The following is a 12,535-nucleotide window of genomic DNA, read 5'->3' as shown; positions in this document are numbered from 1 at the left end:
GCGATCATCATCGCGCCGCGACACTGACTCGCCATCCTGATCGCCGCGCTCTTCCGACCCAGATCGTCGCGCTATAATCATTCCCGTTGCGAGCGCGTGAGCAGCTTGGGGTTTTCCTTGTAACCCGACGAACTCCAGGTTTTCGATGCCGAAGTCGGTGAACGCCTGAACGCCATCTTCGCCGACGCCATAGACCCAGATCAAGCCGTCCTCGATCTGCATTTCGATGGCAATGTCGCTAACCCAGTCTTCGTCTTCACCAAGAGGCCTTCGCCGGTGAGATATACTTCGTCAAACGATAGGCAGCTTCACCGGCACCCACAATACAGTTTCACACCCATTCGTGAGGACCGGCACACGGCTCATCAAGCTGCTTGAGGCCAAAAGAAGAGGCCGTCAAGCGGCCTGCGTTGGTTCTACATGAATAGGGCAATAGCCATGATTGCGATGGGGCTCAGCCCGAGCGCCACGATGAGCGCACTAAAAGGTATATCACTGCCCATGACACAACCCTCGCGATTAAGGTTGAAATCCTATGCCCGGATGCTGGGTGGCCGCTAGTGCAATTTGTGCCACGGCAATTTCAAGACACGAAGCTTCTCCGGAGCGATAAGTGCTCGATGCAGCCGTGAGGCGCCGGAACTAAGTCGAAGTCTCGACTTGCGTCAGCGCCGAACCCCCTGGAGAGCGGCCAGCCTTTACCTTCGATATCGGGATTGAGCGAAATCCCTCGCCGGGATCAAAACGCCCGTCAGTGCCCCAAGGATCGCTCGGCGGATAGCAGTTGCCGATCCGCCTTGGCTAGATCCCTTGCTCCGATTGGCGAAAACGAACGCAAAAGGGCGGTACCGGTCGGAAGCAGATTGAGCGTCGGCTCGGAGCAGCAATGAAGAGGTCGCTAGGAATGATGCTCGCGCGTTGAGCGTTGGTCGTCGCTCATAAGAAGAGCGGCATCGGCGGATGAACGTGCCCCGGCTCTTGCTCCCAAAAGGGCTGGGGCGCATTCTGGCTCGTTGACAAGCGCTTTTCCATTACGTGGGCTAGAGCGCCCTGTTGATCTATCGAAAGATGGGTTAAAGGGTTTGTGAAGCTTTCGTCCTCGATGCTGCGGGCGTTTTTCGGGCTACTATGGGTTCACTAGCCAAGGTGATGACGAGGCAAAAAGGCGGGCTAATATCTGAATGTCCACGAGTTCATCGAGCGTTGGACTGACCATCGGCCAGTCGTTCGTATGAAACGCGGGTCCGAGTGAGCTAGCCAGCCGGAGGCCTGATTGGACTGGCCTTCCGTCCTTGGCGACGGCAATCCCATTTCCTGAGTTCACTTTCATGCGTAGCCGTTCGCTCGAACTCGTGCGCGCGCTGGATACTCGGCAACCATTTTCATCGGATGGCTCCGCAAACACCAAGTCCAGCGGGTGCTGTCTCTTACCTGTCGCCCTGGCTCTGCAAGATTTGCTTCATGAACTCAGCGCGCTCCTTTGTAAGTTTCTCAGCTCGATCACCATTCTGTAGCAGTGCTGGACCCTTGCGTTCTCGATCGTAGACCATCCAGCCCGTCCTTCCCATTCGAACAAGGAATCTGGATTGCGTAGGGTGTTCGGCGTAATTCACTGGCGCCCCCAATAGGCAGGTGCAATCCCACAATTGGGCTTTCCGCCAGCTAAGCGGTCATTGAACTATGTGAATTTTGGCAATCGACTTTAGACGAATAGGTTTACCAGGCACATTTCCATTAGGACCGTTGCTGTGGACGGGAAGAGCAGCAATTTTTCCGCCAAGGTTAGACTGAGAAACTTGGCTCCGAGCCGTACCGCGGCTTCGCTGCGGTTCATCTCAGCGGCACGGTCGACAGCGTAGCGGCCGATGATCTTTTGCAGAGCGCCGTAGCCCTCGACAAGAATGGCCCACGCAAAGCCAGCCCAAAGTACAAATGCCGTTTGCGCTAGCCCTAAACCGACACGGAATCTAGGCGGCTTCGAACGCTGGCGCGAGGGTATCTCGCTCAACCTATCACCCTACAACGGCTGCAACAACACCGCGAGCTGCTGGTTCGTGGCGAGCGGCTCTCCTCGAACGGCCCGCTCACATTGGGCTTCTCCACGCCTTGGTCAATATCGTCGGAACGGTTGCACACCTCGTTGCTGCACTACACTGCAAGTCGCGCGGGTCTCGTCAGATGCGAATGGTTTTCACGGAGCCAGCCCAGCCGCCGCAGAACGGACAATTGGAGTTGATCATGCCGCAAGCAGACGCTTGTAGCGGCGATAAGCGTCGATCGCATTGTTCGCAAGCATGAGCTGCCGATGCTCTCCAGCCCGCACCATGTCATCGATATTTCTGAGAAGAAAGCGGCTCACATCGCCAGGATCTGTGATCTCGCCGGAGCGTTCGAGCAAGTCCCAGGCGATCTGGATCGACCTCTCCACGAGGACTGGCAACGATTCACTCATACGAGACAAAACAGACGTCGATATCGATGGTTCCTGTTGTAAATGCCGGCGGATCGCGGCTCCAGCCGGACAACATAGCTTACCGTCGGGCAAGACGCCGCGAGGGGCGCCTCAGGACTATTGGCCCGCCGATGTCTGGACTGCCTATTCCCGCCTCTGCTGAACGTGCAATATTGGATCATGAAAGCACGAAATCGAAGTCTGCTCATCTTTCTTGTTGCCGTCGTGGGTATTGGTTGGCTAATTGGCGCAACCAACTTGCCTGGTGCATGGTATGCCGCACTGCAGAAGCCGACATTCAATCCTCCGAATTGGGTGTTCGCGCCAACTTGGACAATTCTGTATGTGATGATCGCAATCGCGGGCTGGCGCACCTACCTGCAGGAGGTCAATGGCCTGGCCTTGCAGGTTTGGCTCGGACAGATGGCGCTTAATTTTCTTTGGTCTCCTATTGTTTTCCGCTTGCACAACTTGGCCATGGGGCTCTCGGTCATCATTCTGCTGCTGGGCCTGATTCTGTTATTTATAGGCCTGCAATGGCGGGCCAATCGGCTTGCTGCGCTCTTATTTATCCCGTATGCGGGCTGGGTAGCGTTTGCATCGCTTTTAAACTTTGCTTTGTACCGCCTTAATTGAATTCCTGATGGACCTGCTAAACGCGAGTTAAGAGCCGCCGGCGGGCGGGCTCGGCGCTTTGAGCGATCCAGCCCGGCACCCGGCACGCCCGGTTGGGGGCGACGGCTTCGAAATTTTTCGGGTCCCTCTTGAAACCAAAATCCGCTTTGCTTTTTTGTCGCCTTCAAAGGATGGCGTCGAGGCTTGGTCAGGTGAGACGGGCACCGGTCCTGCCCGCTGCCGCTCGTAACCATCGTGCTCTTTGGAGGATTTGGCTTGCGCAGTCACAACTTTTCGTCTCTCCGGCGCTCGACCATCGGTTTCGATCTTGACCTCGCGGAAATGGCCAGCGGGCGGGCGAGGACAATTACCCGCCTTACAACATCGAGCGGATGACGACCGTTACCAGATTTCGCTGGCCGTGGCGGGCTTCGCGCCTGAGAACATCTCGATCACGCCGATCAGTCACCATCGAGGGCAGTAAGCCTGAAAAAGGCGAGCGCCAGTTCCTCCATCGCAGCATTTCAACCCGCAATTTCAAGCGCCAATTCAGCCTTGCGGACTATGTGCAGAAGCTCGAAGCCAAGGCGGCTTCTCGCATGTTGAGAGTCGGATGCATCAGCGATTGAATTCCCCAACTTCGGGTAGGCGTTCGTGATCAGCTTTCGATGACGACCACGACTTCCACCTCGCAGCCTTGCGCCATCGGCGCCCTGGTCATGCCTCCCTGCATCTGGGCCACCATCAGATTGATCAGGCGGGTTCCCAAACCGCTCTTCGCCTCGGTGGGGCATCCGATTCCATCGTCCCTCACCGTGATCACGACCTTTTCGTTTCTCTTCCGGACGTCGACTTCCACGACGCCCGGGCGCCCCTCCGGAAACGCGTACTTGAACGCGTTTGTCACCAGCTCGTTGACGATCAAACCGACGGATGCGGCCTGCGAGCTCTTGACGGCGATTTCGTCGCAGGACACCCGTATCGCGATCGGGCGCACTCCCCGGTGCAGATCCGAAAGGCTCCCGCACAACGCCTCAAGATAAGCGGGGAGGTCGACCGAGCTGTTGACCGGCGTGTCGCGCAGGCGATCATGAACCTTCGCGACAACCTCAATCCGCGCCAGCGCGGAGGTGATCGCTGCCTGCACGGCGGGATTAGGGTCCGATCGCGCCTGCAGACGGAGGATCGACATGATCGTCGCGAGGTCGTTCCTGGTCCGGTGCGCCAACTCCATCATGAGAACGTCCGCGTAGGCCTTTGCCTCCGAGTGCTTCTGGAGTGCCGTGCGCAGGGCTTCCGTTACCCCTGCAAGACATAGCCCGCTAGCGAGAAAGATCAGGAGGGGCGCGATAGCGGCGCTCGGAGGCGGAGGGATAAAGTATCGCGCCGCCAGCGCCGCGCTCGCGCCGGTGGCGAGAAAGCCTGAGCCGCGATCGAAGATGACTGAGGCCAGGAAAATGGCCGGGATGAACAGCATCAGCGGATCGGGTCTCAACTGATCGTCCAGCAGGAGCTTGGCGACAAATGCCAACCCGACAAGCCCGAGGCTCAAGAGGTACCGCACCCACAGGGGATATCTGGGCGTGACGGACATGAAGCGAAGCAGGAGCCGGTCCATGGAAAGCAACGAACCGGCTTGTCGGCGTGTTCCTGTCGCTTGCCTCAAGCGCTTCGGCCGGCGCGCGGACTGCTGAGCCTAAACCAAAGTGGGGTGCTCTGGGCCTGTCTCTCTTCTGGTCCTGAGGAACGATTCAACAAAGCGTGAGTTCGTCCCGAAAGAACCGAACAAAAATCCAAGAGGGTAATTCCATGACGCGATCAGTGGAGGAGCTGAGGGGGGAGTGCGAGCGAAGCCGTGCCGAGTTCGCGGCGACGGTCGATAGGTTGAGGGAGCGGATATCGGATACCGCTGACGACCTCCGTCACAAGGTCTCGCCCCAACACATCAAGTCGGAAGTCTCCGATTACATCAGCAACAAGACCCAGAGTTGGGTCGAGGCGCTGAAGCAACAAGCCATGGACAATCCGATGCAGGCGGTCGCTGCGGGCACCGCGGTCGCAATCCCGCTGCTGCGCCTGGCGCGCGGTTTTCCACTACCACTTCTGATGATCGGGGCTGGCCTTGCCCTGACCTCGAAGACGGTGCGCGAGCAGGCCGCGGAAGCGGCCGCACCGGTGATGGAGAAGGCGGGAGAGATGCTGGATCAGCCCGCCGACCGAGTGGACGCGCCGAGCAGCGACATGAGAGATCGGCTGAATTTGGCTCAGAGTCAGGCCAGCGACATGGCCAGCGATGCGCAAGATGCCGCTGCGGGCCTGGCCGACGATCTTGGCAAGCGGGCGGCGCAGGCCGCCGGCGCTGTCGGCGATACGCTCAAGAGCGGCATGGATGCCGTCAAGGGGAGAGCTGGCGCGGTCAAGGACGCGGCGGCCACGGCGCCTGCAAAGGCCCGGCAGGTCATCGGCGACAATGCCGCCTTGATCGCCGGCCTTGGGATCGCGATCGGCGCCATCCTTGCCGCGGCTCTTCCCGAAACAACCGCCGAAGCCAAGGCGATGGGCCCGGCGAGCGACAGCATGAAACGGGCGGCGGGGGAGGCTGCACAATCCGGTTTCGAAGCAGCCAAGGATGCGACGATGTCGGCGGCCGACGCGGCGGCAAGAAGCGTCGGCGAGGCCGATCTCGGTGGGCATGCCAGCCGCATGACCGAAAACGTGGCGGACAGACTCAAAGAGGCTGCCGACGACGTCGTCAGGGCGGCCTTCAGTCCTTCCCCAAACCCAAACACTTGAAAGAACGATCATGAGCGATGTGGACCTGACTAAAGAGACGAATTCCACGCAGAACCAGAATACCGGCCCTTCGCAGACCCTGAAGGAGCAGATGGCCGATGCCGGCGCAGAGGTGAAGCAGCGCGCCGGCGACGCCCTCCGAGCGTCGACCGATGTCGCCAGCGACAAGTTCAAGGAAGCGGCTGACGCCGCCAAAGACGTGGCTTCCGGGACAGTGGACCAGATCGAGGACCAGGCGCGCGACAAGCAGCGGTCGGGCGCGGACTTCATGGCGCGCCTTGCCGATAACATTCGTGAAGCGGCCCGCGCCTTCGAGAGCGATGCGCCGTTTGCTGCTCGTGGCATGACTTCTGCCGCCGAATATGTCGATGACGCGGCCGATAAAGTCCGCCACGGAAGTTTTCGCGACCTGGTCGACGGCGCCACCGATTTTGCGAAGCGGCAGCCGGCCGCGTTTCTAGGGATTTCGGTCCTTGCCGGGTTCGCGGCAGTCCGTTTTCTGAGGGCGTCGGGCGGGCGTTCCTCACCTTCGAAACACCGCGAACAATCGTCATCCTCGCAGCAAAGCAACGTGTCATGAGCATCCAAAACGATATCAGGACAAGTCAGAACGATCTTAGAACCATCTCGACGCTGCTCGGCGACGCGTTGTCGCAGTTCGCCAAGCTGTTCCAGAACGAGGTGGATCTCGCCAAAGCCGAGTTAGGCGAAAAGGTTCAGAAGGTCGGCAGCGCGCTGGTCTTCATCGCCGGCGGTGCCCTCCTGGTGATCCCAGCCTTGGTGATGGCGCTGTTCGCCCTATCGGCGGCGATGATCGGCGCAGGATGGTCACAGCCGCTCTCCTATTTGACGTCGGCGATCGTGGCCGCGGTGATCGCGGGTATACTGTTCGCGATCGGCATCAACCGGCTAGATGCCCGCGGTCTGGTGCCGCGGGAAACCATGCGGCAGCTCGATAACGACAAGGATACCGTGAAAGGGATGGTGCAATGAGCAGCACGCAGACGAGTTTCTTCGATAGTCTCGTAACGGCGGTGCGGGAAAACCCGCTCGCCGCAGCACTGATCGGAGGCGGTGTGTTCTGGCTGTTGGCAGGCGACGAGAAGCTCAAGAGCGCGACGCGATCGGCGACAGCGGCGGCTTCGCCGATCGTTGATCTCGGCGCGCGCAATGTTCGCGCGGCCGCGTCCGGACTCCAAAGGACCGCGGCGCCGCCGACCGCGCCAGAAATGGATCATGATGACGCCACGGAAACCACACGCGAGGCCGGTAGCGCGGCTTCGGACGCCATGTCGGAAGCGGCGGACAAGATCAAGGACCGGTTTGACGAAGGCCTCGCCTATGCGCGCGAGAACCTCAGCATGCCCGGAAAGGAGGCTTTCACGAAAGCGCAGTCATCGTTGGCCGGCATGTTTGACCGGCAGCCGCTCGTCCTCGGCGCCGTGGGCTTGACAATCGGAGCGGCAATCGCGGGTGCGTTCCGGGCTTCCGATCTCGAGAACGAATGGGTGGGCGAGCTCAGCGACGATGTCAAAGCCGACTTGAACACGCGCGCCGGCGCGGTATCGCAAAGCCTGCGCGAAGCCACCGATACGCTGAGCGCCGAAGTCGGCGACGTCGGCGCCGAAACCATCGATCGGGTGAAGCAGGCTGGCATCGATGCGGCGGATGCGGCACGGAAAAAGGTGAGGTCGCCATAAGCCTGAACCGAACCGGACAAGCTGCAATGTGGCGGACGGTCGGGAAAGAGGCGGCGACCAGTTGGTCGAGCCACAAGGATGCGCGGCAGAGCGCCGACCTTGCACACTACTCGGTGTTCTCCTTGGGTCCTATTATCGTGATGGCGATTGCGAGCGCGGGGCTGTTCTTCGGCTACGACGCCGTCACCTCACAAGTCACCTCCTCCTTGAAGGACATGCTCGGGGACACCGGAGCCAACGCAATCGATGTGATGCTGGCGGGAGCCAGCCGCCCCGCCGAGGGCATTCTGGCGACGGTTCTCGGCGTCGGCGCGCTGTTGTTCGCCGCGATCGAGTTTTACCTGCATGGCAGCGCTGTCGCGGTTCTGCGAATTCTGGATCAGGAAAACCATAAGGAAGGTGACAGGAAGTTCTCGTCGGATTGACACGTTCGACGACCTCGCCTCGCGACCGGCCGGATTAAGTGCCGGTGTGGTTCCTTCGCTCAGGGCGCGCTCTTGGAACGCCGTGCTTGCTCGCCTCTCTGACGCGCAGGCTGCGAGAGCGCTCGCACGTTCGTGCGATTGCTTTGCTCTCGACGATCGAGGCAGCCGCACCGTATGGATCGCCTGCTAGAACGCCTGTCGGAGCGGCGTCGGCCAGACTAAGAGGTCGCGCTTGACATCAGTCAGGCGTCTTCCTCTTCTTTCTCGGCTTCAACGTTGACAACCGACTTGGCGATGCCCGTCAGAGTCTTGTCAGTGTTCTTTTCTTCGGTCAGGGTCTCTTCAAGCAGCTGGACGCTTCATCATAGCCGAGCTCTTCAGCCCATGTGGACAGCGTGCCATAGCGCGAAATCTCATAGTGCTCGACGGCCTGGGCGGCTGCGAGAAGACCCGCATCGAGCGCGGGCATTCCCTTGAAGTCCTTCATGATCTCGGAGCCTTCTTCGGCGATGCCGTTGATGGCCGCGCAGGTTTTGCCGCGCGCGGGCTTGCCGATGATCCTGAATACGCGGTCGAGTCGCTTAACCTGGGCCCTCGTCTCGCGCTCATGCTGCGTGAACGCCGCCTTGAGGTCGGGCGACTGCGCCGCCTTGGCCATCTTCGGGAGGGTTTTGAGGATCTTGTTTTCAGCGAAATAGATGTCCTTTAACGTCTCGTGGAAAAGGTCTTCCAGCTTCTTCGGCTTCCTAGCCATGCGCTGCTCCTCTTAAGTGGCGCACAACAACAATTGGCGGGAAACCCGGTTCCAATTAGGACAATGGCGGACCCTCGGCTGAGCGCGCGTCATGCGTTAGGGAGTCAGGAGCAAGAAGCTCTGGAAGGGGCTTCTCAGCATTCGGCGGCACTGACTGTGGCTGACTTGGTTGTCCGGCTGCACGAACAACGATTTCGAGGTCGGGTTTTTACCCGGGCGCCATTCACAAACGTGAGGCGGAAATTGTGGGTTTCGGAAAAGGGGCGCTTCTCTGGTTCATCGCATACCGCTTCCGATCATCATTATTCCTGCAATGCACCACTGAGGTGCGAATGTCTGGCCTAACTCAGAAGTTCTAGCCGGACCGCGTAGGATAAACATGCGTGACCCGGACGTACGGCATTGTCCGGTCAAGCATTGCAGGCAAGTCCAGAAGAGTTGCGGAAAGCGATAGAAGGAAAGCGATAGAAAAGGTCGGCAATTCAGCTGCCGCTGTTGGTAAGGAATTGTCGGCGTAGCCGAAGGCGCGCGGTATTCCGGCGATCTCAGGAGCGGGGCCCACGCGCTTTTTTGGGTGCGATGCTTCTCCAGTGCAAGAACTACGTCTTCCGCGCGCTTATCTTCTCGCATCCCAAGATATAGACGAATTGCACATTTCGCGGGAGCCCGTCGATTCGGTGAACGTCGTCATGCCCACCCGGATCGGTTGCCTTGCTGGCGTCCTCAAGTATGGTCGCGACCGCTCCGATAGCCCGGACCACGTCGATATCTTTGCTAAGATCTGTCACGCAACGTCCACTTGCTACCGGGCCCGGCGAGTCGCTGGCTACAACCCTCGAGCACGCAGGAACTAACCGGGTCTCGCTCCGTTGGGGCTCGCTTTCCGGGATTTTGAGACAATGGCGAAGGACGATGAAGTTTGGTACGGGCCGCCCGGTGAGAGCGCGGTTCATATCTGCGTTGATATGCAGTAATGTTCGCTGAAGCCACCGACTGGAAGATGCCCTGGCTCCCGCGCGTCCTCCCGAATATCCTCGCCGCAACAGCTGCTCGTCCCGAGAAAACCTTGTTCACTCGCTTTATTCCTGCCCGCAAGCCGGGCCAGGGCGCGTGTACGTGGCGGCACTACTACGAACGCTGGGGATCGATGACAATCGACATCATCGGGCCAGATGGTGGAATTGGTACCCGACCTCGCGAAGTTCGCTCCCGCGGCCCGCAACTTCGACAAACATGTTTGTTCGCCGTGGACAGGCTGCGATCTTCACCAGCAGCTATGCAGCGATGGCATCGATACGGTCATCATCACTGGCAGAGAGACGGATGTGTGCGTGCTGGCGACCATGCTTGGCGCTATCGAGGGTGTCCAACGGGACCAGCGCATAACGCAACTCCACGCAAAACCAAGAGCCAAGTTTGGCTTGGGTACGTCAAGTCGAGTTGCTACAGCTTGCCGGCCCACCGTCGCATAACCAATCCGCAGCGAGGCCCCGTTGTGGGGTCCTACGGGGCCTCGCCTTGCACGGTAGGGGTTCTCAGCCTGGAGAGAGCTGAGACCCCAAGTGAAACTGTCTTCGGCAATCCCGTCAAGGGGCAGGAAAAAATGGCACTTTTGCTTTCCAAAGTTCACACGGGTTATTTCCGGAACCGGCGTCGTTTGCATTATCCGAGCAATAGAGCAGGCAATTTTTTATTCCGTATTCTTTCAGCCCTAAAACGACGACCGCTGCCTCCTCTCGGTGGACAGCGGTTCGGGCGATCCGGCCTGGCCCCAGCATGATCCGGATGCTGGGGCCTTTTTGTGAATAGGAACGAAGCGCATGCCGCGGCATTGGCCGCCTGTTCGGTGCCGCACCGCTACCGGCACTGAGACGCCCAGCCTCACACTGGCCCCAGCTTCGCAGTTGGGGCTCTTTCTTGTCGGCCAATAGGTCTTTGCCGACTTTGATGCTGTCTTGGGTACTGTTTTGATTCGCTTGGCGTCGGATCGGCCTCAGCTACCTTCTCGCTGGGGCCGTTTCTTTCCGGGAACAAGCAGTAGCGCGCGAAGTTATCTCTCCACGATGGAGTGGGACTACTTAACGGCTTCGGTGCTCCCCAGTGCGCCGGGGCCGTTCGTTTCTAAGGTGGGACCATGTCGGAAGAAGGCCGCGATTGGACCCTCATTATCGTTTTTCTCAGCATTGCCGGCGCAGTGCTGTTGCTTGACCTCATCTTCTAGCCCTCTGTTGTCCATTCGAGGACTAGCCAATACGTCTTTGCCGGCTTCGTGGACTTATAGTAGGTGCCGCTTACGCGCTTCTGAGCCGGTCATGATCGATCCCGGCCTTCCATTCAGCGGGTGCGCCGCTCGATAAAGGGGCGACCCGCTCGCCAGGTCGCGAACCAGGCGGGGCCCGCTTTAGTTGGAAGCAGTGCGCCTGTGAAGCCGGGCTTCATTAAACCCGCTCGCGCGCCTGCGGAGCAAGGCTCACTTGGGGAACCACCTGCACGAGATCAATACGATGGCTAGCGTATCCAGCTCCATATTAACGGCGGGCGCCGGAAAGCTTTTCTCGACTGGAGGAAGCGCAGAAGTCAAGCCGCTCGTTTCATTGCTCACAAGACGCCGAAACTGCAGCCGATGCTGATGGGCCAAAGGTTTGATCACCATTGTGGATTGCAAGAGTTTAGAGGGCTTCGTCATACAGCTGCTATAAAATCATCATGCGTGAGACGAGCAGCTTTTGGTCACTTGAGCTTGAGAACATGGCCGCGGGCCTGACCCGGACCACAAGCGCGGCTACGCGGAGAAGACCGCCGCAATTTTCGACCGTTAGGTAAAGGATATTGTTGGACCAGGTATTCCGCCGCACCAAGGCGTACTGAATATGCGGTCTGGACCGCGCGGCAAACAAGCTCCCTGAAGGAGACGCTGGGAAAGAGCGATGTTGACCTGCCGATCAAGGAGCTGCCGAAGGAAAGCCTCCGGTGGTCTGACGTCGCTCTCCCTCCCGAATAGGCGCCGCCGTTCTAGGCTTGCCAGATCGTCTTCGCGTCACGTCAGCATGGATCTCACCCTCTTTGGTCAACGGGTTACTTGAACTCGGCCCGGACGGTTCTAATTCAATGTATGGCCGAACCGAAGCTTCGGCTAATTGGAGCATAATAAGAGGCAAGCGCGTAAGCGCTTAAGAAGTTGAGGAAAGGGACATGAGAAAGCTTGCTTTTGCAGTCGTCGCGGCGGCAACGCTCCTCATTGGAACGGTTGCGCCGGCTTCGGCCCATTGGCGTCACCATGGTTGGGGCGGTCCGGGTATTGGCCCCGGGCTTGCTCTCGGGCTGTTCGCTGGAACATTAGCGGCCGCCACCGCACCCCCGGTCTATTATGGACCGGTCTACGGCCCGCCACCCTACTACTACGGCCGCCCGTATCGGGTCGTCCGCTACTATCGGCCGGTTTATCCCTACTGGTACGGCTGGTGACGAGGAGAAGGCGCGGTTCCGGCCGGGCCTTCTGTCAATTCCCGCGATACGTCGCTCGCTGCGCGAGAGGAAACTCTCGCGCGCGAATTCATTTGCTCCCGCAAAAAGCGTGCTTCGCGCGCTCGGGGAGTATGTCGAGGGCGACGGCATGTGCTGGGTCGGTATCCCGTCGCTGGCGGCGGATTGCGACCTATCGCAGGATACGGTCGCGGTTTGCCCTGGCTCGAGGAGATCGGCGCGATTGACCGCACTTAACGAGAACGGCCGCCGCAATGGCGATGGCCGCGGCAAGCGCACCACGGATCCGATCCAGCTGCCGGTCGATGCCGAT

The 12,535-nt window shown here is 59.6% G+C and carries 9 protein-coding genes and 3 pseudogenes; 7 read left to right on the top strand and 5 right to left on the bottom strand.

Features of this window, described 5'->3' with window-relative positions; genetic code table 11:
- Positions 1-77 precede the first annotated feature (77 nt).
- Together QJT82_RS43925 and QJT82_RS43920 are read right to left on the bottom strand one after the other, a co-directional pair.
- A pseudogene (locus QJT82_RS43925) lies at positions 78-285 on the bottom strand (hypothetical protein).
- A gap of 1,951 nt (positions 286-2,236) precedes the next feature.
- On the bottom strand, positions 2,237-2,440 hold the full coding sequence (locus QJT82_RS43920; protein ID WP_307724583.1) for a hypothetical protein: 204 nt from the start codon (positions 2,438-2,440) through the stop codon (positions 2,237-2,239).
- 192 nt (positions 2,441-2,632) lie between these two features.
- Between QJT82_RS43920 and QJT82_RS43915 the strand changes: the two genes are divergently transcribed.
- Positions 2,633-3,088 carry a TspO/MBR family protein gene (locus QJT82_RS43915; RefSeq protein ID WP_050999403.1) on the top strand — a complete coding sequence of 152 codons (456 nt, stop codon included), beginning with the start codon at positions 2,633-2,635 and terminating at the stop codon, positions 3,086-3,088.
- 637 nt (positions 3,089-3,725) lie between these two features.
- On the opposite strand, the gene QJT82_RS43905 is transcribed toward QJT82_RS43915, so the two are convergent.
- Positions 3,726-4,685, bottom strand: coding sequence for a sensor histidine kinase (locus QJT82_RS43905; protein ID WP_016846830.1), 960 nt, complete (start codon positions 4,683-4,685; stop codon positions 3,726-3,728).
- A gap of 191 nt (positions 4,686-4,876) precedes the next feature.
- Between QJT82_RS43905 and QJT82_RS43900 the strand changes: the two genes are divergently transcribed.
- Genes QJT82_RS43900 through QJT82_RS43885 form a run of 4 tightly spaced genes read left to right on the top strand, consistent with a single transcriptional unit; the run spans position 4,877 to position 7,560 of the window.
- Entirely contained in the window at positions 4,877-5,860 is a 984-nt protein-coding gene (locus QJT82_RS43900; RefSeq protein WP_281446709.1) for a DUF3618 domain-containing protein, read from the top strand.
- A gap of 10 nt (positions 5,861-5,870) precedes the next feature.
- The gene (locus QJT82_RS43895) at positions 5,871-6,440 is read left to right on the top strand and encodes a hypothetical protein (RefSeq protein ID WP_016846832.1); all 570 of its coding nucleotides are present in this window, start codon (positions 5,871-5,873) and stop codon (positions 6,438-6,440) included.
- A complete protein-coding gene (locus QJT82_RS43890) occupies positions 6,437-6,853 on the top strand; it encodes a phage holin family protein (protein ID WP_038379332.1) in 417 nt (138 codons plus the stop codon). Before QJT82_RS43895 ends, QJT82_RS43890 begins: the two co-directional genes overlap by 4 nt.
- Positions 6,850-7,560, top strand: a complete 711-nt coding sequence (locus QJT82_RS43885; RefSeq protein ID WP_028344472.1) for a hypothetical protein — start codon at positions 6,850-6,852, stop codon at positions 7,558-7,560. The genes QJT82_RS43890 and QJT82_RS43885 overlap by 4 nt, the downstream gene beginning before the upstream one ends.
- Positions 7,561-7,889: 329 nt before the next feature.
- Here QJT82_RS43885 and QJT82_RS43880 read toward each other — a convergent pair.
- Together QJT82_RS43880 and QJT82_RS43875 are read right to left on the bottom strand one after the other, a co-directional pair.
- Positions 7,890-7,964 (bottom strand): annotated as a pseudogene (locus tag QJT82_RS43880) (low affinity iron permease family protein); the annotation flags it as partial.
- Between the two features lie 263 nt (positions 7,965-8,227).
- Positions 8,228-8,739: pseudogene (locus tag QJT82_RS43875) on the bottom strand (DUF892 family protein).
- Between the two features lie 1,172 nt (positions 8,740-9,911).
- Here QJT82_RS43875 and QJT82_RS43870 point away from each other — a divergent pair.
- Both QJT82_RS43870 and QJT82_RS43865 read left to right on the top strand, forming a co-directional pair.
- A complete protein-coding gene (locus QJT82_RS43870; protein WP_264641778.1) occupies positions 9,912-10,211 on the top strand; it encodes an isochorismatase family protein in 300 nt (99 codons plus the stop codon).
- A gap of 1,720 nt (positions 10,212-11,931) precedes the next feature.
- Positions 11,932-12,204: a hypothetical protein gene (locus tag QJT82_RS43865; RefSeq protein WP_075969288.1), complete on the top strand. Its 273-nt coding sequence runs from the start codon at positions 11,932-11,934 to the stop codon at positions 12,202-12,204.
- Positions 12,205-12,535 lie beyond the last annotated feature (331 nt).

The sequence above is a fragment of the Bradyrhizobium sp. Mp19 genome, assembly GCF_029952935.1.
Taxonomy (GTDB): domain Bacteria; phylum Pseudomonadota; class Alphaproteobacteria; order Rhizobiales; family Xanthobacteraceae; genus Bradyrhizobium; species Bradyrhizobium elkanii.
The sequence above is the reverse complement of the archived record's forward strand: the minus strand, read 5'-3'. Positions and strand labels throughout refer to the sequence as shown.

What these genes read in the sequence shown, in the direction of transcription:
- QJT82_RS43885 (WP_028344472.1), top strand. Translation starts at nt 6,850, where the DNA reads ATGAGCAGCACGCAGACGAGTTTCTTCGATAGTCTCGTAACGGCGGTG.
- QJT82_RS43915 (WP_050999403.1), top strand. Translation starts at nt 2,633, where the DNA reads ATGAAAGCACGAAATCGAAGTCTGCTCATCTTTCTTGTTGCCGTCGTG.
- QJT82_RS43870 (WP_264641778.1), top strand. Translation starts at nt 9,912, where the DNA reads ATGGTGGAATTGGTACCCGACCTCGCGAAGTTCGCTCCCGCGGCCCGC.
- QJT82_RS43905 (WP_016846830.1), bottom strand. Translation starts at nt 4,685, where the DNA reads ATGGACCGGCTCCTGCTTCGCTTCATGTCCGTCACGCCCAGATATCCC.
- QJT82_RS43865 (WP_075969288.1), top strand. Translation starts at nt 11,932, where the DNA reads ATGAGAAAGCTTGCTTTTGCAGTCGTCGCGGCGGCAACGCTCCTCATT.
- QJT82_RS43900 (WP_281446709.1), top strand. Translation starts at nt 4,877, where the DNA reads ATGACGCGATCAGTGGAGGAGCTGAGGGGGGAGTGCGAGCGAAGCCGT.
- QJT82_RS43895 (WP_016846832.1), top strand. Translation starts at nt 5,871, where the DNA reads ATGAGCGATGTGGACCTGACTAAAGAGACGAATTCCACGCAGAACCAG.
- QJT82_RS43890 (WP_038379332.1), top strand. Translation starts at nt 6,437, where the DNA reads ATGAGCATCCAAAACGATATCAGGACAAGTCAGAACGATCTTAGAACC.